Origin of the sequence: Cellvibrio chitinivorans (assembly GCF_035117775.1) — a bacterium.
GTDB lineage: Bacteria > Pseudomonadota > Gammaproteobacteria > Pseudomonadales > Cellvibrionaceae > Cellvibrio > Cellvibrio chitinivorans.
This window is the reverse complement of record NZ_JAYKKN010000001.1, coordinates 583,372-604,183: the sequence shown is the minus strand read 5'-3', so window position 1 is coordinate 604,183 and position 20,812 is coordinate 583,372. Positions and strand designations below refer to the sequence as shown.

Here is a 20,812-nt window from a genome sequence, read left to right as displayed (position 1 = left end):
CTTGGCTAATTAATAACCAGTATAGACAGATAAATCGACATGCAAATATGCAAGCTCCGGGTTCAGCTAGATGAACTCAGTGCATATATAAAGAAGAAGGATTATTTGCCGATGCAGAAACTGCTAAAGATACGGCCGAGTAGATCATCGGGTGTAAATTCGCCAGTGATTTCACCCAGCGCGTTTTGTGCGTGGCGCAGATCTTCTGCCAGCAGTTCACCCGCGGCATAACCTTGCAGTTGCGCTGTGCCCGAGGCTAGAAAAGTTTGGGCGCGTTCAAGTGCATCCAAGTGGCGGCGGCGCGCGGTAAAACCACTTTCGCTGGTATCGCTAAACCCCATAATGCTTTTGAGATGGTCTTTTAGTGCATCAATCCCGGCACCAGTTGCAGCGCTGATACCTATATAAATGTCGCCTGATGTTGAGCTAAACAAACCGGCTGCTTCTTCACTTAGGTCAATTTTGTTGCGAACCAACGTAATTTTGCTTGGATCCTGCAATTTATCGACAAACTCTGGCCAGATCTCATGGGAATTGGTTAGCTGGCTTTGGCGACTATCGACTAATAAAAGCACGCGATCTGCCTGTTGGATTTCCTGCCAGGCGCGTTGGATACCAATTTGTTCGACCTCATCCGGGCTGTCGCGCAAACCAGCGGTATCGATAATGTGCAGCGGCATACCATCGATATGAATATGTTCGCGCAATACATCGCGCGTTGTGCCTTCAATACTGGTCACAATTGCCGATTCACGTCCGCTCAAAGCGTTGAGCAGGCTGGATTTTCCGGCATTGGGGCGGCCTGCGATCACTACGCGCATACCATCGCGCACCAGCACACCTTGGCGTGCTTCTTTAAATACCTTATCCAGTTTGCTGACGATACCATCGAGATCGCGCGCAACCTTGCCGTCGCTGAGAAAATCAATTTCCTCTTCGGGGAAGTCGATTGAGGCTTCTACATAAATGCGCAGGTGAATTAAGGCTTCAACCAGTTCGTGGATACGTTTGGAAAATGCGCCTTGCAGTGAGTGCAAGGCATTGCGCGCAGCTTGCTCGGTAGTGGCATCGATCAGATCGGCGATGGCTTCAGCTTGAGCTAAATCGAGTTTGTCGTTTAAAAACGCGCGTTCAGAAAATTCACCCGGGCGGGCGAGGCGGATACCCAGTTGGGTGATTTCGCGCAAGAGTAAATCGAGGATTACCGGTCCGCCGTGACCTTGCAGTTCCAGCACATCTTCGCCGGTAAAGGAGTTGGGGCCGGGGAAAAACAGGGCAATGCCTTGGTCGATTACTTCACCAGAGCGACTTTGGAAATCGCAGTAGTGAGCATGACGCGGTTGGAGTTTGAGTTGAAGCAGTTGTTCGGCGACCAAACCGGCTTTGGGGCCGGAGACGCGAACTATACCGACACCACCGCGGCCAGTGGCGGTAGCGATGGCGGCGATGGTGTCGGTAATCATCATAGGAGTTATTTGCTGTCTTCGGCTTCGATTTGTTTGGTAATGATGTACTGCTGCAGGATCGACAAACTGTTGTTAGTCACCCAGTACAACACCAGACCCGCTGGGAACCAGAGGAACATAAAAGTAAAGATCAGCGGCAGCATTTGCATAATGCGCGCCTGCATAGGATCGGTTGGTTGTGGATTCAACTTCTGCATAAAGAACATGGTTACGCCGTAAATAATCGGCAGCACGAAGTAGGGGTCTTTCACCGACAAATCGGTAATCCAGCCAAAGAAAGGCGAGTGACGCAGTTCAACCGATTCCATCAATACATAATAAAGGGCAAGGAAAACCGGCATTTGAATCAGCAGTGGCAAACAGCCGCCAAAGGGATTCACTTTCTCGGTTTTGTACATCTTCATCATTTCTTGCGAGAACTTCTGACGGTCATCGCCCAAACGCTCTTTAAGTTCCGCCATTTTCGGCGCTAACTTGCGCATTTTCGCCATAGATTTATAGCTGGTTGCGGAAAGTTTGAAGAATAACAGTTTCACAAACAGGGTCAGACCGATAATCGCCAAGCCCCAGTTGCCAACCAGATTGTGGATAAACTTGAGTACCACGAACAAAGGTTTAGAGACCCACCAGAGCCAGCCGTAATCGACAGTCAGGTCGAGGTAAGGGGAGATTTGTTCCAAGCGCTCGGTATCTTTAGGGCCAGCGTAGAAACCAGCTTTGATACTGCCTTGGGTACCGGGAGCAACTTCGTTAACTTTGCCGGTAAAACCCAGCAAGTAGAGGTCATTAGTGCCTAACTTGCGCAGATGATAGGTGTTTTGACTTTCAGCATCGGGAATCCAGGCGCTGATAAAGTAGTGTTGCACCATCGCCACCCAACCACCTAATTCAGTGGTTTTGAATTCACTTTCTGCGATTTTGGCAAAAGTCAGCTTTTTGTAGTTTTCATCTGGAGTAGTAATCGCTGCACCCAAATAAGGATTCATTTCCAAGGCACTAACTTTTACAAAGTTTTGGCTGTCGCGTTTGATTTGGCCATAAAGTTGCGCAGACCAGGTATTGGCGCTTTGGTTGTCGATCAGGTATTCCACATTGATCAGGTAATCGCCGCGGGTAAAGGTAAAACGCTTGGTGATTTTTACATCGCCCTGTTGCAACTGCAGATCAACCACCAGTTGGTTTTCACCTTCATTTAGGGTGTAAGCCGTTTTTTCGCTGCTAAACAGCGGGCGACCTTGGGCGGTATCTGTACCGTTGGTACCGATCAAACCACTTTGGGCGAGATAAGTGTGGTTGTCGCGGTTATCCAGCAACACAAAAGGTTGATCTGGCGTGTTTTGTTTCAGGTAATGGCGCGGTAGAGCAACCTGCACAATATCGCCACCGAGTGGATTGATGGTCAGATCAAAACTGTCGGTTTTCACACTGATCAGTTGGTTGGCAGCCAAGGTTACCTTTTCAGCTTCAGACAAGTTGCTTGCGGCAACTGGAATATCGCTATTGGCTGTTGCGGCTGGAGCGGGAATCGCATCGGCACTGCTGCTCGTTTGCGTGGCGACAGGCGCCTGAGCGGGAAGATTTTCCTGAAATTCATGCCAGTGAATAACCAACATCAATAAGGTTGCGAGAATTGCTGCAATTAATAAGTTTTTTTGCCAATCCATCTTAATGACTGCCATCAGTAGTGTGTGAATGTTTAGACGAACAACAGGTCTTGTTCAATTCCGATACTGGATCCAGACCGCCTTCATGCCAGGGGTGGCATTTTAGTAGGCGGATCAGGGTTAAATAAGACCCTATCAAAAATCCATGCCGTACAAATGCCTCTTCCGAGTAGTGCGAACAACTGGGATAAAAGCGACATTGGTTGCCAATCCAGGGGCTCAATAGATAGCGATACCCATGCAGCAGTTTGACTGCCAGCCAGACCAAGCCGGAATTCAGCTTATTGATCAGTCGCTTGAGCATGGGTTGATACCTGCTGATCCGGTTCTTTATCTGCCCCTGTACCTGCTCCAGAATTTTGCGCTTGCGATGTTAACCGATGATGGCGCAATTTTTTGTAAATTCGCTGCCATTGTTGGGTTAATTGCTGTGAAAACTCGCTATTGGATAGTTTATCCATCCCTTTGCGCGATAAAACCACAATATCCAACCCCGCCAACTCCTGTTGTTGCAGGCGAAAGCTTTCGCGGATCTGGCGTTTCATCCGGTTGCGATCAACGGCAAGACGCATGTGCTTTTTCGCCATCACCAAACCCAGACGTGCATGGGGCTGTTGATTCAGGCGAGCGAGGATCAGAAAAGATTGGTGCGACGCGCGAAATGGAGCGTCATCAAACACGGGTTTGAAATCAGCGGCGCAGAGTAAACGCAGGGATTTGGTAAAGCGAAACGAGGGGAAGGGGGAACCAGAACCAAAGTGAGAAAGACTTTGGGGTTGATTCAAACTAGCAGGCTGTTGAAATTCTATTTTGGCTGGCATAAGTGCGCTAAAAGAAGTCTAGGTTGGAGCCTTATCGACTAATTTTGCCTCACTTGTGTCAATAACAAATTTCAACAAACTGCTAGTGAACCAAGAAGCCGATAGCGATTAAACGCGAGTCAGCTCAGCACGGCCTTTAGCACGGCGACGAGCCAATACCAAACGACCACCTTTGGTAGCCATACGAGCACGGAAACCGTGGTTGCGAACGCGTTTCAGATTGCTGGGTTGGAAAGTTCTTTTCATGATAAACCTGTTAAAAATTCTGAGTTAATTCACACGGCGTGCGAAAAGAGGCGGGATTCTAAAGAATGCGCTTTGTTAAAGCAAATAATTTTGAACAAATAATCAACAAAAACAGGAGATTTTGGTAGTGCACATTTTTTACCTGCTTGTGCGCAGGTAATTCATATTTTACTCACAGGTTTATCCACAGGCGTGGCATTTTATTCATTCTTTTTATGGCAGATATAGGGCTATCAATACGTGGTTGCGCAGGGTGTAACTGTTTGAATTCTAATGGCTAAATTTTGTTCTCTTACACTAATTTTGACTTTTGTTGTGGATAACTCGGGGGGGCGAGAGTAGACTTAGCTCCCTTGTTCAAACCGGCGCTGTGAATCCGCTATGGAATTCCGTAATTCGCTCTGGTTTCCTCTTTTTCTTTGTTTATTTATTAGTCTATTTGTTGATAGATCTTATTGTTAGGTCTTTTTAGTCGTTTAAAAAACTAGCAGCTCAATAAACACTAGTTACATAAACAATAATCGCTATTGGCGCTTTGGGAGTTTGGTTTTGTTGCAGTCGATTTGGAAATTATGTGCCGCCAGCTTGCAGGATGAACTGCCGTCGCAGCAGTTCAATACCTGGATTCGGCCATTGCAAATTGATGAGTCTGCATCTCCACTCGAATTGCGTTTGCTGGCGCCGAATCGTTTTATTTGCGATTGGGTGTCGGAAAAGTTTCTCAATCGTATCCGCGAGCTAGCTAGTCACTATCATCAAGATAATAATCTGCAAGTTGCTGTAGGTGTTGCACCGCGTCCGGCTGCCGGATTTCAGATGAATGCGATGGCGTCTAATGCAAACAATATAAATAGCGTCCAGCGTCAATCAGTGGTTGCTCCTGCACCCCGCTATGAGGGGCCGGTTGAACCCATTATTCAGCCAGTGCGCGATATTCGTGAAGCGAGTCTGACCTTTGGCAGTCAGAGTCCCAGTCTTGATGCAGATGACACTAGTGATCTTTATACACCAATAGCATCTGCTCCAACTGCTGCGAATAGGATCGTAATTCCTGCAAAATCCAGCGAATATGACGATAAAATTCAGGAATCTAGCACTGAAGCCAGTTTTGATAGTGGCCGTAGTGCACCGGATATTCAGGTAGAAGGTGGCCTTAAACACAGCAACTACTTAAATGTGTCATCAACCTTTGCCACCTTTGTTGAGGGTAAGTCCAACCAGTTAGGTTTGGCCGCTGCGCGTCAGGTAGCGGAAAATCCGGGCGGCGCTTATAACCCCCTCTTTATATATGGTGGAGTTGGCTTGGGTAAAACCCACTTGATGCAAGCGGTAGGTAACGCCATGGTGGCGCGTAACCCTAATGCCAAAGTGGTGTACCTGCATTCCGAGCGCTTTGTGGCCGATATGGTAAAAGCGCTGCAGTTAAACGCGATTAACGATTTCAAACGCTACTATCGCTCAATGGATGCGTTGCTAATCGATGACATTCAATTCTTTGCCGGTAAAGAGCGCTCGCAAGAAGAGTTTTTCCATACCTTTAACTCGCTGCTAGAAGGCGGCCGCCAGATTATTCTTACCTGCGACCGTTTTCCTAAAGAAATCAATGGGTTAGAGGAACGGTTAAAATCCCGTTTCGGCTGGGGTTTAACGGTTGCAGTAGAGCCGCCAGAGTTGGAAACGCGGGTGGCGATCCTGATGAAAAAGGCCGAGCAGGTAAACATCGAACTGCCGCACGACGCCGCCTTTTTTATCGCCCAGCGTATTCGCGCTAATGTGCGCGATCTTGAAGGTGCCTTAAAGCGTGTTATCGCCAGCGCCAACTTTACTGGCCGTTCAATTGATGTCGAACTGGTGCGTGAAGCCTTAAAAGATTTGCTCGCGCTGCAGGATAAACAAGTCGGTATCGACAACATCCAGCGCGTGGTTTGCGAATACTACAAAATCAAAATGAACGACATGATTTCCAAGCGTCGCAGTCGCTCTGTTGCGCGTCCGCGCCAAGTGGCAATGGCACTTGCCAAAGAGCTTACCAACCACAGCTTGCCGGAAATCGGTGAGGCTTTTGGTGGCCGCGACCACACCACGGTATTACACGCCTGCCGCAAAATTAAAGAGCTGCAGGAAGAGACAGCGGATATCCGCGAAGATATGAAAAACTTGCTGCGCTCACTCACGACTTGATTTATAAACGCTGTTGTTTGTGCTTCATAAAGTAGAGATAAAAACTCAATAAGTCCCGGAAGATTACCTAAGAGACCATCACATGAAATTTGTCGTATCCCGCGAAGCCCTGCTCAAACCCTTACAACTGGTAGCTGGTGTGGTGGAGCGTCGTCAAACGCTGCCGGTGTTATCCAACGTACTGATTCAATTAAATGGTGATCAACTCTCGCTTACTGGTACTGATCTTGAGGTGGAGATTGTTGGTCGTATTACGCTGGAGCAACCGGGTGTTTCGGGCGATATCACTGTTCCAGCACGTAAGCTGGTAGATATCTGCAGATCCCTACCAGATAGCAGCAATATTGAGTTTTTTCTGGAAGAGAACCGGATTATGGTCAAATCCGGTCGCAGCCGTTTTACTTTATCGACTTTACCAGCAGCGGATTTCCCCAATGTAGAAGATACTCCAGGCAATTTGCGTTTTAGCTGTGCGCAACAAGAAGTTAAACGCCTGATTGAGCGCACTGCATTTGCTATGGCGCAACAGGATGTTCGCTACTACTTGAATGGTATGTTGTGGGAAGTACGTCAGGATCAACTGCGTGTAGTGGCAACTGATGGTCACCGTATGGCGATGTGTACTCGCGCAGTTGCGGTAAATACTACTGAGGTTGTTCAGGCAATTTTGCCACGCAAAGGTGTATTGGAATTATCGCGTTTGCTTGATGACTCTACTGCGCAAGTTGAAGTGGTTCTGAGCTCTAACCATATCCGCGTAACCTCTATGGATTACACATTTACCTCCAAATTGGTGGATGGTAAGTTCCCGGAATACGAGCGTGTATTGCCCCGTGGCGGCAATAAAGTGGTAATCGGCTCGCGCTTGGAATTGAAACAAGCTTTTGCTCGCACAGCGATTTTATCTAACGAAAAGTATCGTGGTGTACGTCTGTTATTGTCGGATGGCAGTCTCACAATTGTCGCTAATAACCCTGAGCAGGAAGAAGCAGAAGAGCAGGTCACTGTGGATTACACAGGTGATTCATTGGAAGTTGGCTTCAATGTGAGTTATCTGCAAGATGTAACTAATGTAATCAGCAATGAAAATGTGAAGATTACTCTTTCTGATGCAAATTCCAGCGCCCTGTTGGAAGAGCCTGAAAACAGCGATTCCCTCTATGTTGTTATGCCGATGCGCCTTTAAGGGAGATTGGTAATAGCTTGTCTGTTGGTCGTATGACCTTAAAACGTCTTTTTATTCAAAACCTGCGCAATCTTGAAGGAGTGAATATCACTCCTTCGCTGCAGGTTAACCTTATCTATGGGGAAAATGGTTCGGGTAAAACCAGTGTTTTGGAGGCCATAAACCTACTCGCATTGGGACGCTCTTTTCGCAGCCATAAACATAAACCCCTGATTAATCACCAGCAGCAATCCTTTACCGTGTTTGGTCGCGTTCATACTGACGATGAATCTGATGTTCCTATTGGGATTACCCGCAGTTTGGATGGTGAAGCCAGCTTTAAGGCGAATGGGGTACTGGTTCCATCGGCTGCAGATTTGGCTGCATATCTTCCTGTCCAAGTGATCAATTCTGATACTTTTCTATTGTTAGAAGGTAGCCCAAAGGTCAGGCGGCAGTTTATTGATTGGTTAGTGTTTCACGTGGAACCTAATTTTTTCCCCGCATGGAAAGCCATCCAGCGCTGCTTGAAACACCGCAATAGCCTGCTGCGGCGTGATAGAATAGATCCTTTTGAGCTAGCTACTTGGGATAAAGAACTGATCGGATTAACCGATAAAATCCATGATTTTCGCACTCAATGTATTGCTCAATTTCAGGAAACTTTTGCTGAGTTACTGAAAGAATTTATCAAGATCGATGGAATCGCACTGAGCTATTACCGCGGTTGGGATAAAGAAAAATCCTATGCAGATGTACTCGCTGCAAACTTTGAGCGAGATAAACGCCAAGGTTTTACTCACTCTGGTAGTCATAGAGCTGATTTGAAAATAACAGTGAATGGCCAGGATGCCGCAGAAGTGCTCTCACGTGGTCAGCAAAAGCTGCTGGTCTGTGCACTGAAGATCGCTCAAGGTTATGTATTTACCCGAATGACTGGCCGTAAGTCTGTGTATTTAGTTGATGATTTACCGGCAGAGCTGGATGAAAAACATCGCGCTTTATTGGTTCATTGGTTAGATACAATGAAAACACAGGTGTTTATTACCGGTGTTGAGCGCGAGACGTTGTTATCTAGCTGGATTGATAGAACGGAAATAACCCCAAAAATGTTTCACGTGGAACAGGGTAGAGTGACAGAAGCGAGTTAAACGGGTTTATTGCTTAGACTTATCGTCTACAAGAATGTGTATACAGCTTGCCTAGCCAGGTCTAGATCAGCTGCTACTGAACAAAAAAGCGGAGAAAAGCTATGTCAGAAGAGAATGTTTACGACTCGTCCAGTATTAAAGTCCTTAAGGGCTTGGATGCGGTGCGTAAGCGCCCAGGGATGTACATTGGCGACACTGATGACGGCTCGGGCCTGCATCACATGGTGTTTGAGGTTGTAGATAACTCTATCGATGAAGCATTGGCTGGTCATTGCGATGAAGTGCGCGTCACTATTCATCCAGATGAAACCGTCTCTGTCTCCGACAATGGCCGCGGTATTCCTACCGAAATGCACGAAGAGGGCGTTTCTGCCGCTGAAGTTATCATGACCGTACTTCATGCGGGTGGTAAGTTCGATGACAATACCTATAAGGTATCTGGCGGTTTGCACGGTGTGGGTGTATCGGTAGTAAACGCTCTGTCTGAGTGGTTAAAACTGACTATTCGTCGCGGTGGCAAGATTCACGAGCAGGTTTATCGCCACGGTGTACCTGACGCACCTCTCACCATAGTGGGAGATTCATCCACCACGGGTACTGAAATTCACTTCAAACCTTCTGCTGAAACCTTTAGCAATATCGAATTTCACTTCGAGTTGTTGGCAAAGCGTCTACGCGAACTGTCATTTTTGAACTCAGGTGTGCGTATCGTATTGAAGGATGAACGCACAGCGAAAGAAGAAATCTACCAATACGAAGGTGGTTTACGCGCGTTTGTAGAGCATTTGAATAAAAACAAAACCACCATTAACAAGATGGTGCACTTTGTTTCACTCAAGCGTGATGATGGTATTGGCGTTGAAGTGGCGTTGCAGTGGAACGATTCCTTCCAGGAAAACCTGTTCTGCTATACCAACAACATTCCCCAGCGCGATGGTGGTACCCACTTGGCCGGCTTCCGTGCGGCGTTGACCCGCGGTTTGAACACCTATATCGAGAAAGAAGGTATCGCCAAAAACGCAAAAGTTGCGACTACAGGTGATGACGCCCGTGAAGGTCTGACTGCGATTATCTCGGTAAAAGTCCCTGATCCAAAATTCTCCAGCCAAACCAAAGATAAACTCGTGTCATCCGAAGTAAAAAGCGCGGTAGAGCAGGAGATGAACGAGCACTTTGGTGCTTATTTGCTGGAAAACCCGCAAGAAGCTAAATCGATTGTAGGCAAGATGATCGATGCCGCGCGCGCCCGTGAAGCGGCACGTAAAGCCCGTGAAATGACTCGCCGTAAAGGCGCATTGGATATCGCAGGCTTGCCCGGCAAGCTGGCAGATTGCCAAGAGAAAGACCCGGCGCTGTCTGAACTTTACCTGGTGGAGGGTGATTCTGCGGGTGGTTCAGCCAAACAAGGCCGTGCGCGTAAGACACAAGCGATTCTGCCGCTCAAAGGTAAGATCCTGAACGTTGAAAAAGCGCGTTTTGACAAGATGTTGTCATCGGCCGAAGTGGGTACCTTGATCACGGCTTTGGGTTGTGGAATCGGGAAAGAAGACTACAACCCCGAAAAACTGCGTTACCACAGCATCATCATCATGACCGACGCCGACGTCGACGGTTCGCACATTCGTACCCTATTGTTGACCTTCTTCTTCCGTCAAATGCGTGAATTGATTGAGCGCGGCCATGTGTATATCGCCCAGCCACCGCTGTACAAAATTGCCAAAGGCAAGCAGGAACAATACCTGAAAGATGAAGCGGCAATGACCGAATTCCTCACTCAGGCAGCACTGGAAGATGCCAGCCTTTACGTTAACCCTAATGCGCCGGCAATTGCGGGTGAGGCATTGGAAAAGCTAGTGTACGAATACCGCAAGGTGATGGCGACTATCGATCGTTTGTCGCGTTTGTATCCGGCAGATGTACTGGAAAAAATGATCTATTTACCTGCTGTTCGCTCTGAACATTTGGCGGATCAAGGCCATATGCAGCAATGGTGTGATCAGATGGCAGCGCATTTCAGTCTGGATGCCCGCGCTGGTAGCCAGCGTTACAGCATCACCGTACGTGAAGACAGCGAGCGCCATTTATTTATGCCGCAAGTTGAAATTACTGCACACGGCATAGCCACCCCTTATCCGTTCAACCATGAGTTCTTTGCTTCGGGCGAATACGCGTCAATCGTTTCACTGGGCGAAAAACTGGAGAATCTGATCGAAGAGGGTGCCTATATTCAGCGCGGTGAACGCAAACAACCGCTGTTGAAGTTCGCGGATGGCCTTGAGTGGCTGATGAAAGAATCGCGCAAAGGCTACAACATCCAACGCTATAAAGGTCTGGGTGAGATGAACCCTGAGCAGCTGTGGGAAACTACCATGAACCCAGAAACGCGCCGCATGCTGCGTGTGACTATTCAGGATGCTATCGCAGCTGATCAAATTTTCACCTGTTTGATGGGCGATAACGTGGAACCGCGCCGCGATTTCATCGAAACCAACGCTTTGGCCGTTGCTAACCTTGATGTGTGATTTTTGTTGATTTTAACGCCAAAAAACCCGCGAAGCTCGCGGGTTTTTTTATTGTTATAAGTGAGAGATCTGGATCTCAGCAGAAAATTGAGTTGTCGTTTATATGGCTACTTATTAAACATAGTTTGCTTTTTAATAAAGCAGAATGTAGTAAATATCAGCTATTTTTATTATAAAACGAAATTAAAAACGGCATAATTTTGTCGGTATTGGTTATGTGGTGGACTATACTCAGCCGGTGTGAACGATTAATCGTGTCACGCCTAGAGACTCAAGTCGGCTAAAACAACCAGTGAGAATAGAGATAGATAATGATAATAGAGAAAAAAACACCCAAGGTGCTCCTGACGCAGATTGAAGACGCGCTTGAAGAGCGCCAACGCCATGATCGTCGCCAAAATGACGATGGTATTCCACAGGATGTTTCCCATGAACGTCGCAAAGTGGATCGCCGCGCATCAAAACCTAAAAAGGCTTAATTGATAGCAGTAGCACAACCAGCAGATGTAACGTGAAAAGGGGCCTGAGCCCCTTTTTTATTGGATGGATGTTTACCAGATTAACGCAGCCAGGTTCCGGTTGTGCCTATCTTGCCCGAGCCATTTAGCACGTAAATCCCCGCCGAATAACTCGCCACACTAAAGCTGATACTGCCGTTAGTGACGGTGATGCTATTACCAGTGACCGCATCGCGATATGTCCCGTTTTTAACTCCACTTACCGTAATGGCTTGTGCACTAGTTGACGCCAAACCAACCACCGCATAACTGCCCTCGCTCGATAAGTCACGCACATAACTCATGCCCGCGCCCCATTCATTTACTTGTGTACTTGGGGCTTTTTGCAGAGCAGGGATCGCACTGCGAATTTGGTTCAAACGTTTGATGTGCTGATAGAGTGGATGACTTTGGGTGGCGGCTAAATTATCCAAATGTGGCCCAAAATAAGCGCGCCCAGTTTGGTCGATAGTATCGCTGTTACCGGCGATATCCTGCGGTAATCCCGCTTGGAACATAATCTCTTCCCCGTAATACAAGGTTGGGATACCACGATTGGTCCAGAGCAGGTTGTACACCATAGCCGCGTTGCCCATGTCGCCGCCGTAGCGATATTTGAAGTCGTTATCCGGGCCGACATCGTGGTTTTGGAAGAAGGTAACCAGCTGGGTGGCATCACCGTAAACCCAATCCATCGCCATCACCCCGCCGATACCACCGAAGTTGCCGCGGGTAACGTTATCGCGGAAGGTGGAGAAGACCGAGAAATCCAACACCGAGAAACCGGAATCACCACCCGCCAGTGGGTTGGCCGGGTCGTTGGTAGTGCGCGTGTACCACCAGGGGCGAATCACCGCGCTGGCGTTATCGTTGGCGATTTCTGAACCAAAGCCAGTGCCTTTCACCAAGTTCTCGCCAAACACAAACAGTCCGGGTTTATGCGCTTTCCAGTTGTTGACGTAAGTGAGCATTTCATCGCGCTCAATGTGTTTCACGGTATCCAAGCGGATTGCATCCACACCCATATCCAGATACATCTGAATCGCACCGTTCAAATAATCCTTCACGTTCTGGCGGCCAGTGGCCAAATCGATGGTATCCCCCGCCATATGTTTGCGCTGCAGTGCGAGTGGGCTTTCCCAATCGCCACCGGACATAAAGCCATCCAGGTGATACCAGTTGGGGTCGAGACCGGCGGCATCTATACCAAAGAAACGGTTGGCGTCATAACCGGCTTTGGGCACAGTTACGCCAGTTTTCGGGTCAACCAGCGGCACAGTACCGGCAGCATCGCTGGTGTGGCGATCTTTAAACCACTGGGGCGCGACTGGATTGTCGTTATCGTCGCGGAATTCACTTTGATAATCGCCCAAGTTGCCGAGATAAGGCCCATTAACGATATTGCCCTGGGTGCCGCCCGCAGGTACGTAATACTTGATCGGCAGATGGTCGATCCAGACCGCGTTGCGCAAACCGTATTGGCTGGAGTGATTGATCACCACGTCCTGAATCACCTTCAAACCCTTGGCGTGAGCCGCATCGATAAACTCTTTATAACCTGCACCGGGCGATTCCAAACGTGGGTCGACTTTGTAGAAGTCGTAAGCGTGATAGCCGTGATAATCCAATCCCGAGCGGTTCTCCACTGGCGGCGTTACCCAAATCGCGGTGAAGCCGAGATCTTTAATGTAATCCAGCTTTTCAATCAGTCCTTTAAAGTCGCCGCGCCAGTGCGGATCGCCCGCTTTGTAGCGGTCGCGGTTGTAATAGTTGTTGCTGCTATCGCCATCGTAAAAGCGCGCGGTCAGCAAAAAGTAAATCGTCTCTTTGCGGAAATCGCTGTTGATTATCGCAGTAGACGAATTTGAAGAACTGGATGAAGACGAAGCAGAACTCTCACTTGAACTACTGGAATTCAAATTCGTGAGCGTGATGGCTTTAGTGCTGGCATTAAAACAAATCGCATAAAGCGCATTGGCTGAAACGACATAATCTGCTTGCGGATAGCTCTCTGTCCAATTCGCAAAGTGATCAATTTTAAAACGTGGATTAGTACTGGCAGCACCGAATTGTTGTTCAGTGCAATGCAATCCATTTTGCACTGCCATCAAGGTTGAACCCCAATTATTGGAAGTGCCACGGAAGTACCATGCATCGCTCGATGCAGACGAAGAAACAAAAGAAGAACTACTACTGGAAGACGAGCTGCTGGATGAAATTGCGCTTGAACTGGATGCGGTAGTGATAGGTGTTAGCGTATAGGCGAGCGTGGAATCGTTCACTTGCACACGATAAGTACCAACAACGGTTGAGTAAATATCGCTGCCACTTTGATTCAAAATACCATCGCTATTGCTATCGCCGTAATTCACCACCCAGTTATTACTGGTATCAAATTTAAAACGCTGATTTGTTTGTCCATCAAAAACCACATCAACCGACCAAAGATTATTGGCCACCAATGTCATAGGTGTTGTATCCCAATTGTTGGCGGTGCCGCGAAAATTTAAAGCAGAAAAATTTTGCGAAAAATTTGTAGTATCGCAACTACTAACGCTTTGCAGTGCAACTACTTTAGTCGAGGAATTAAACGTAATTTTGTAGGTTTGATTAGCAGTGACTGTGTAATCACTCGCAGGATAACCTTCACTCCAATCGCCGGTACGATCAATTTTAAAACGTGGATTAGTGCTTGCCGCACCAAAACTTTGGCAAGTGGAATAGTCAGTGGCATTTACCGCGGTCATAGCGGTAGTTGTCCAATTATTGGGAGTACCGCGGAAATACCAATCGGCATGGCACAGGCTGCTAAATAATAGCGAACCTGTTGCAGCCAGTTTGATGGCTACATTTAGAGATAGATTCATAAAATCCTCGTCAGGGTTGTGAATTATTTTTTTCAATAGAACGAGACTGCAGCGATAAAAATCCTGCAGAAAATTACCATCGCAAATGCGATTCAAGAGGAAGGCTTAAACAGCAAGCTGATACATCAAATTATTGTTGTTATTGGTTGGGCAAGGGCTTGCCCGGAAAATCGAAGAAAGACTAAAGCTTGCAGGTAGGACAAAACAATTAACTGCATACGTATGCAATTGATGAATACGTATGTAAAAAATAAATGCTATAAGCAGAACTGCTCTTAATGCGTGAGCACTTTTTTATCCAACCCCCATTTTTTTAAACGAGAGGCAAGAGTGGTAGGTTTGATTCCGAGCAGATTGGCAGCACCATCAACTCCATAAATTTTTCCACCCGTTTTGCGCAACGCGTCCAGCGTAGTTTGATATTGCAGATTTTTAACACTAGCCTCGGTATGGCATTCGATTGGTGTTGGATTGGTTGGTGCGATGGTGGTTGGTGCGATTGCCAAATCGTCCAACACCAGCTTATCACCCAGACTTAAAATCACTTGTCGCTCGATACGATTTTCCAATTCGCGAATATTTCCTGGCCACTGATATTCTTGCAGACGTTGAACTTGGGCGAGCGATACTTTTAATTCCGGTTTATGAAAACGCTGGCAAGTTTTTTTGAGAAAGTGGGTCACTAATAAAGGAATATCATCCAAGCGTTCACGCAAAGGTGCCGAGCGAATCGGGAATACATTTAAACGGAAATACAAATCTTCGCGGAACAAACCTTGATCTACCAATTGTTTTAAATTGCGATTGGTAGCGGTAATCACGCGCACGTCCACTTTACGCGTAATAGATTCACCTACACGTTCAAATTCGCCATCCTGCAATACACGCAATAATTTTCCTTGTAATGCTAGCGGCAACTCGCCGATTTCATCCAAAAATAAGGTGCCGCCATCAGCGACTTCAAAACGTCCAAGGCGTGAATTCACTGCACCGGAAAATGCGCCACGCACATGGCCAAAAAATTCGCTCTCAAATAGCTCGGGTGGAATCGCCGCACAATTTACACGGATAAGTGGGCGCTGATTGCGATCGCCGGCGCGGTGAATAGCGCGTGCAATTAATTCTTTACCAGTTCCCGATTCACCAGTGATTAATACCGTAGCGACGGTCGGCGCGACCAGTTGAATTTGATAATTAATTTGTTGCACTGCCGGGCTGTTGCCGACGATATGGTGTGAACTAAAACCCTCGCTGATCTCTTGCTGCAGATAGGCATTTTCCAATTCGAGTTTGTGGGTAAGTTGTTTTACCTGCTCAAGTGCTTCGCGCAATTCTTCCATAGTGGAATGCAATGTTGCTTCGGCAATTTTGCGTTGCGACACATCACGAAAAATTACCACCGCACCGATTAATGTTTCCTGATCGTAAACCGGTGTACTGGTGTATTCCACTGGCACGGCGTGACCATCGCGACACCAGAAAACTTCGTCGTCCACACGCCGCACTGTGCCATCGCGAAAGGCCGCAAAAATTGGGCAATCCTGCGCGCAGTAATCTGATCCATCGGTATGGCTATGGTGAATGGCGAGATGAATATTTTTGCCGAGCAGATCATCAGCCTTCCAACCGAGTATGCGTTCCGCCGCCGGGTTTACAAAAGTCGCGCGCCCTTCGGCATCAACACCGTAAATGCCTTCCCCCGCCGCATTTAATAACAAATGATTTTGTTGCGCGAATTCCTGAAACACCTGGCTGATTGCCGGAATCGCCGCTGTGTGGTGATGGCTATGGCACAAAGGGGGAATGGTTTGGCTCACAGGATCTTCCTCAGTAAATGACCGATTCCCTTTACAACGAAAAATCGTGCCAACTACCACGAAATTTCGTTAACCACGAAGTTTCGTGCTGATAAATTTTACGGAGAAAAATAAAAACCCTAATGAAATCATTGAGCTACAGATAAGAAATCCTTTTTTAAAAATTGGCACAAGGCTCGCAATAACCCAATCGCTAAAAACGTAAAACATTATTCGCCGTTTTTTATTTTCCGATAAAAATTCCGCAGCGCCTTTTGCTGGTGCTGCCTGCCTAAAAAGGGGGCGTTATGCGCGATAAGAGTTTGGGTGATGCTTTTGATAGTGAAGTGTCTTTAACACATGCCACTAACCATGTAAGCAACTGTAATTGTTCTGCCTGCGCAGCTGCAGGTAATGAGCGCGCCTATGCTCAGGCGCTTGAGCAGCAAGCTGAAAAAAATGCGCAGCTGACTATCAAGCAAGATGAACAAGCACCAGCGTTTGAATCTGCCGATGCACTTATGGATCGCGCCATTGAAAACACTATCGTGCGTGCGCTCTTTAATCAGGACGACAACAGTCGCCGCCGTTTTATTCGCGCAATGGGTGGCGGCACTTTAGCAGCGGCCTTGTCATCGGTATTGCCGATGGGCGCCATTAAAGCGGCTGCCAAAGAGCAGGGCGGTCCGCTGGAAAAGAAAAATCTGAAAGTCGGTTTTGTTCCCATTACCTGTGCAACGCCAATCATCATGGCGCACCCTATGGGGTTTTATGAAAAACACGGCCTCAATGTTGAAGTGATAAAAACCGCAGGCTGGGCTGTCGCGCGCGATAAATCACTTGCGGCGGAATATGACGCATCGCATATGTTGACGCCTATGCCGCTGGCGATGAGTTTGGGTGTGGGTTCAACCGCTAAGCCTTTTATTATGCCAGCGGTGGAAAATATTAATGGCCAAGCCATTGTGTTGCATGTGGATCACAAAGATAAACGCGACCCTAAACAGTGGAAGGGATTCAAATTCGGCGTGCCTTTTGAATTTTCCATGCACAATTTTTTGCTGCGCTATTACCTCGCCGAGCACGGTATTGATCCCGACAAAGATGTACAAATCCGCGTAGTGCCGCCGCCGGAAATGGTGGCGAATTTGCGCGCGGGCAATCTCGATGGTTATTTATCGCCAGATCCATTTAATCAGCGTGCGGTGTGGGAAAAGATTGGTTTTATTCACACGCTCACTAAAGATATTTGGGAGGGGCACCCCTGTTGTGCCTTTGCGTGCAGCAAAGAATTTGCGCTGACTAATCCCAACACCTACGGTGCATTGCTGAAATCGATTGTGGAGGCAACTCACTATTCATCGGCGGCGGAAAATCGCAAAGCGATTGCCAGTGCGATAGCACCGGCAAATTATCTCAACCAACCAGTGCAAGTCATTGAGCAGGTGTTATTGGGCCGCTACGCCGATGGTTTGGGTGAAGTAAAAAATGAACCTAACCGTATCGACTTTGATCCTTTCCCCTGGCACTCAATGGCGGTGTGGATTCTCACCCAAATGAAGCGTTGGGGGTACATCAAAGGCAATATGGATTATCAAGCGATTGCGCGCGAAGTTTATCTCGCCACCGATTGCGAAAAAGTGATGAAAGAGTTGGGTTATGCGGTGCCCACCAGCACCAACAAAAATTATTTCATAATGGGTAAAGAGTTCGATTTCAATAAGCCCGAAGAATACATCAACAGTTTTGCAATCCGGAGAACTGAGTGATGCGTTCGTTAACTGTTCGCGCCTGGATTCTGTCGCTCACGTTTTTAGTTTTGGTATTGGGTGTGTGGGAATTCGCCGTACAAGCACCGGAAAAAACAGAAGCGCAATCCGAATATGAAATGTTAATGGGTGGTGCCGAGCAGGAGGCGCGGGTGCCGCCGCCCTCGGCGATTGCAGCGCGTGCCTGGGAGGAATTGAGCAATCCTTTTTACGATGCCGGCCCCAATGACAAAGGCATAGGCATTCAACTGGGCTATTCAATTTATCGTGTGCTCAGTGGATTTTTTCTCGCGGTGATTATCGCCATACCGGTTGGATTTTTAATTGGTATGTCGCCGCTAATGTATCGCGCACTTAATCCCTATATTCAAGTGTTGCGCCCTATATCGCCGCTGGCGTGGATGCCGCTCGCGCTATTTGTGATTAAAGATTCCGAGACCTCAGCCATCTTCGTTATTTTTATTTGCTCTATCTGGCCGATGTTATTAAACACCGCCTTTGGTGTCGCCAATGTGCGTGAAGATTGGATCAATGTCGCGCGCACTCACGAACTCTCACCATTGCGCACCGCCTTCACCGTAATTTTGCCCGCCGCGGCGCCGACAATTTTAACCGGTATGCGAATTTCCATTGGTATCGCCTGGCTGGTGATTGTCGCGGCAGAAATGCTCGTAGGTGGAACCGGCATTGGCTACTACGTATGGAATGAATGGAACAATCTGGATTTAACCAGTGTGATTTTTTCCATATTGATGATTGGAGTGGTGGGGATGTTGTTGGATCTTTTGCTCACCGCCGCCACCAAACTTGTGCAGTACGAGGAATAGCGAATGAGCCAATCATTTTTACAAGTGCAGCAACTTGCTAAACGTTTTGTTTCCAAAAATGAAACGCTCACGGTGTTTGAAAACGCCAACTTCACTATCGAAAAAGGCGAGTTTGTTTGCATTATCGGTCACTCCGGCTGCGGTAAATCCACCATCATGAATACCCTTTCGGGTTTGGATGTTCCTACCGAAGGTGTGGTGATTATGGATGGGCGCGAAATTAGCGGCCCAAGTTTGGAACGCGGTGTGGTGTTTCAAAATTATTCGCTGCTGCCTTGGTTGAGTGCGCTCGACAATGTCATTTTTGGTGTGCGTGCGCGCTGGCCGCAGTGGAGCAAAACCCAAATTTGCGAACACAGTTTGCGCTATTTAAAGATGGTGGGTTTGCAGGGCGTAGAACAGCGTAAACCGGCGCAACTTTCCGGCGGTATGCGTCAGCGCGTTTCAATCGCACGCGCTTTTGCAACCCAACCAAAATTGCTTTTGCTCGATGAACCCTTTGGTGCACTGGATGCCTTAACCCGCGGAGTGATTCAGGACGAACTTATCAATATTTGTGCAGAAACCAAACAAACGGTTTTTATGATTACCCACGATATCGATGAAGCTATTTTATTATCGGATCGCATTTTATTAATGAGTAATGGCCCGGGCGCGGTGATTGCAGAATCGGTGCTGGTGGATTTACCCAAACCGCGCAAACGCGCCGACATTATTCATCATCCTGGCTATTACAGCATTCGTAATCATCTGGTGGAGTTTTTAGTCAATCGCTCCAAAGAATTGCGCAAGATGGAAGACACTTCCGTATTCCCAATCAGTGTTAATCCGCTGCAACCCATTTCATCTGACGTTAAATCGACAATTGAATTTCAACCATCCACTGAATCGCATGCTGCTAAAGCGGTTCATTTAATTAATGCCTGAGAGGTGTGACCATGAAAAAGCAAGACGTTGTAGAAGCCATTGTGATTGCCAAACAAAAAATGAATCTGACATGGGAAGGCATTGCTGAAAGCATTGGCATGTCACCTGTGTGGACTACTTCGGTATGCCTGGGAATGAACAGCGCACCGGCCGATAAAGCCGAAGCTCTGTGCAAAGTATTCGATCTGCCCGAAGCGGCAAAAGCGGCACTAATGCAATGCCCGACTAAAACCTGGGGCGATACTATTCCGCAAGATCCACTGATCTATCGCCTCTATGAAATGATCGGTGTCTACGGCCCAACCATCAAAGAAATTATTCATGAAAAATTTGGCGATGGCATTATGAGCGCGATTGATTTCTCGATGGAAATTGGCAAAGAAGAAAACCCGAAAGGCGATCGTGTCATTATCAATCTCAACGGTAAGTTCTTGCCTTACAAGGCTTGGTAATTTGCATGAGCATCCAAACACCAGTGGATTTAATGGCGGTTTTTCCTAAACCGCCGCTGCCGCCCTTTACACAAGAAACTGCATTCAAAAAAGTGCAGGCAGCGGAAGATGCCTGGAACAGTCGCGACCCGGAACGGGTTGCGCTGGCCTACACGCCTGACAGTGAGTGGCGCAACCGCGATCAGTTTTTTTCTGGGCGTGAAGCCATAGTGAATTTCTTGCGCGCCAAGTGGGACAAAGAACAAGAGTATCGTTTGAAAAAAACGCTTTGGTCTTTTACCGATAACCGCATTGCCGTGCGCTTTGAATACGAGTGGCACGATCATTCCGGCCAATGGTTTCGCTCTTATGGCAATGAGATGTGGGAGTTTGCCGAAAACGGTTTAATGCAAAAGCGATTTGCGAGCATTAATGATGTGATGATTGCCGCTGATGAACGCAGGGTTTTATAACAAGGTGTT

The 20,812-nt window shown here is 47.5% G+C and carries 17 protein-coding genes; 10 read left to right on the top strand and 7 right to left on the bottom strand.

Annotation, left to right across the window (positions count from 1 at the left end; all coding sequences use genetic code 11):
- Positions 1–101 precede the first annotated feature (101 nt).
- From mnmE to rpmH, 5 genes are all read right to left on the bottom strand, one after another.
- Positions 102–1,466 carry a tRNA uridine-5-carboxymethylaminomethyl(34) synthesis GTPase MnmE gene (mnmE, locus tag SPL68_RS02590; protein WP_323813501.1) on the bottom strand — a complete coding sequence of 455 codons (1,365 nt, stop codon included), beginning with the start codon at positions 1,464–1,466 and terminating at the stop codon, positions 102–104.
- A 5-nt stretch (positions 1,467–1,471) separates the two neighbouring features.
- Complete coding sequence (yidC, locus tag SPL68_RS02585; protein ID WP_323813500.1) at positions 1,472–3,130, bottom strand: membrane protein insertase YidC; 1,659 nt, start codon at positions 3,128–3,130, stop codon at positions 1,472–1,474.
- Position 3,131: 1 nt separating this feature from the next.
- On the bottom strand, positions 3,132–3,434 hold the full coding sequence (gene yidD / locus SPL68_RS02580) for a membrane protein insertion efficiency factor YidD (RefSeq protein ID WP_416377404.1): 303 nt from the start codon (positions 3,432–3,434) through the stop codon (positions 3,132–3,134).
- On the bottom strand, positions 3,412–3,951 hold the full coding sequence (rnpA, locus tag SPL68_RS02575; RefSeq protein ID WP_323813499.1) for a ribonuclease P protein component: 540 nt from the start codon (positions 3,949–3,951) through the stop codon (positions 3,412–3,414). Before rnpA ends, yidD begins: the two co-directional genes overlap by 23 nt.
- A 108-nt stretch (positions 3,952–4,059) precedes the next feature.
- A complete protein-coding gene (gene rpmH / locus SPL68_RS02570) occupies positions 4,060–4,197 on the bottom strand; it encodes a 50S ribosomal protein L34 (RefSeq protein ID WP_084617888.1) in 138 nt (45 codons plus the stop codon).
- Positions 4,198–4,746: 549 nt separating this feature from the next.
- On the opposite strand from rpmH, the gene dnaA reads away from it, so the two are divergent.
- The 5 genes from dnaA to SPL68_RS02545 all read left to right on the top strand — a co-directional run bounded on the left by dnaA (position 4,747) and on the right by SPL68_RS02545 (position 11,695).
- The gene (dnaA, locus tag SPL68_RS02565; protein ID WP_323813498.1) at positions 4,747–6,378 is read left to right on the top strand and encodes a chromosomal replication initiator protein DnaA; all 1,632 of its coding nucleotides are present in this window, start codon (positions 4,747–4,749) and stop codon (positions 6,376–6,378) included.
- 82 nt (positions 6,379–6,460) lie between these two features.
- Positions 6,461–7,564: a DNA polymerase III subunit beta gene (gene dnaN, locus SPL68_RS02560; RefSeq protein ID WP_323813497.1), complete on the top strand. Its 1,104-nt coding sequence runs from the start codon at positions 6,461–6,463 to the stop codon at positions 7,562–7,564.
- Between the two features lie 17 nt (positions 7,565–7,581).
- Positions 7,582–8,694: a DNA replication/repair protein RecF gene (gene recF, locus SPL68_RS02555; protein ID WP_323813496.1), complete on the top strand. Its 1,113-nt coding sequence runs from the start codon at positions 7,582–7,584 to the stop codon at positions 8,692–8,694.
- A gap of 101 nt (positions 8,695–8,795) precedes the next feature.
- Positions 8,796–11,216, top strand: a complete 2,421-nt coding sequence (gene gyrB, locus SPL68_RS02550) for a DNA topoisomerase (ATP-hydrolyzing) subunit B (protein WP_323813495.1) — start codon at positions 8,796–8,798, stop codon at positions 11,214–11,216.
- 311 nt (positions 11,217–11,527) lie between these two features.
- Positions 11,528–11,695, top strand: coding sequence for a hypothetical protein (locus SPL68_RS02545; protein ID WP_323813494.1), 168 nt, complete (start codon positions 11,528–11,530; stop codon positions 11,693–11,695).
- Positions 11,696–11,775: 80 nt separating this feature from the next.
- On the opposite strand, the gene SPL68_RS02540 is transcribed toward SPL68_RS02545, so the two are convergent.
- Both SPL68_RS02540 and SPL68_RS02535 read right to left on the bottom strand, forming a co-directional pair.
- Positions 11,776–14,580 (bottom strand): alpha-amylase family glycosyl hydrolase, encoded by a 2,805-nt coding sequence (locus tag SPL68_RS02540; protein WP_323813493.1) that lies wholly within the window; start codon positions 14,578–14,580, stop codon positions 11,776–11,778.
- Positions 14,581–14,855: 275 nt separating this feature from the next.
- The gene (locus SPL68_RS02535; protein WP_323813492.1) at positions 14,856–16,397 is read right to left on the bottom strand and encodes a sigma-54 interaction domain-containing protein; all 1,542 of its coding nucleotides are present in this window, start codon (positions 16,395–16,397) and stop codon (positions 14,856–14,858) included.
- Between the two features lie 287 nt (positions 16,398–16,684).
- On the opposite strand from SPL68_RS02535, the gene SPL68_RS02530 reads away from it, so the two are divergent.
- Genes SPL68_RS02530 through SPL68_RS02510 form a run of 5 tightly spaced genes read left to right on the top strand, consistent with a single transcriptional unit; the run spans position 16,685 to position 20,803 of the window.
- Complete coding sequence (locus SPL68_RS02530) at positions 16,685–18,145, top strand: CmpA/NrtA family ABC transporter substrate-binding protein (protein ID WP_323813491.1); 1,461 nt, start codon at positions 16,685–16,687, stop codon at positions 18,143–18,145.
- The gene (gene ntrB, locus SPL68_RS02525) at positions 18,145–18,972 is read left to right on the top strand and encodes a nitrate ABC transporter permease (RefSeq protein WP_323814300.1); all 828 of its coding nucleotides are present in this window, start codon (positions 18,145–18,147) and stop codon (positions 18,970–18,972) included. Before SPL68_RS02530 ends, ntrB begins: the two co-directional genes overlap by 1 nt.
- Positions 18,973–18,975: 3 nt before the next feature.
- Positions 18,976–19,899, top strand: coding sequence for an ABC transporter ATP-binding protein (locus tag SPL68_RS02520; protein WP_323813490.1), 924 nt, complete (start codon positions 18,976–18,978; stop codon positions 19,897–19,899).
- A gap of 11 nt (positions 19,900–19,910) precedes the next feature.
- Positions 19,911–20,351, top strand: coding sequence for a cyanase (gene cynS / locus SPL68_RS02515; RefSeq protein WP_323813489.1), 441 nt, complete (start codon positions 19,911–19,913; stop codon positions 20,349–20,351).
- Between the two features lie 5 nt (positions 20,352–20,356).
- Entirely contained in the window at positions 20,357–20,803 is a 447-nt protein-coding gene (locus SPL68_RS02510; RefSeq protein WP_323813488.1) for a nuclear transport factor 2 family protein, read from the top strand.
- Positions 20,804–20,812 lie beyond the last annotated feature (9 nt).

Coding starts and splice junctions, on each gene's coding strand:
- mnmE (WP_323813501.1), bottom strand. CDS start 1,466: ATGATGATTACCGACACCATCGCCGCCATCGCTACCGCCACTGGCCGC.
- yidC (WP_323813500.1), bottom strand. CDS start 3,130: ATGGATTGGCAAAAAAACTTATTAATTGCAGCAATTCTCGCAACCTTA.
- yidD (WP_416377404.1), bottom strand. CDS start 3,434: ATGCTCAAGCGACTGATCAATAAGCTGAATTCCGGCTTGGTCTGGCTG.
- rnpA (WP_323813499.1), bottom strand. CDS start 3,951: ATGCCAGCCAAAATAGAATTTCAACAGCCTGCTAGTTTGAATCAACCC.
- rpmH (WP_084617888.1), bottom strand. CDS start 4,197: ATGAAAAGAACTTTCCAACCCAGCAATCTGAAACGCGTTCGCAACCAC.
- dnaN (WP_323813497.1), top strand. CDS start 6,461: ATGAAATTTGTCGTATCCCGCGAAGCCCTGCTCAAACCCTTACAACTG.
- gyrB (WP_323813495.1), top strand. CDS start 8,796: ATGTCAGAAGAGAATGTTTACGACTCGTCCAGTATTAAAGTCCTTAAG.
- SPL68_RS02545 (WP_323813494.1), top strand. CDS start 11,528: ATGATAATAGAGAAAAAAACACCCAAGGTGCTCCTGACGCAGATTGAA.
- SPL68_RS02540 (WP_323813493.1), bottom strand. CDS start 14,580: ATGAATCTATCTCTAAATGTAGCCATCAAACTGGCTGCAACAGGTTCG.
- SPL68_RS02530 (WP_323813491.1), top strand. CDS start 16,685: ATGCGCGATAAGAGTTTGGGTGATGCTTTTGATAGTGAAGTGTCTTTA.
- ntrB (WP_323814300.1), top strand. CDS start 18,145: ATGCGTTCGTTAACTGTTCGCGCCTGGATTCTGTCGCTCACGTTTTTA.
- SPL68_RS02520 (WP_323813490.1), top strand. CDS start 18,976: ATGAGCCAATCATTTTTACAAGTGCAGCAACTTGCTAAACGTTTTGTT.
- cynS (WP_323813489.1), top strand. CDS start 19,911: ATGAAAAAGCAAGACGTTGTAGAAGCCATTGTGATTGCCAAACAAAAA.
- SPL68_RS02510 (WP_323813488.1), top strand. CDS start 20,357: ATGAGCATCCAAACACCAGTGGATTTAATGGCGGTTTTTCCTAAACCG.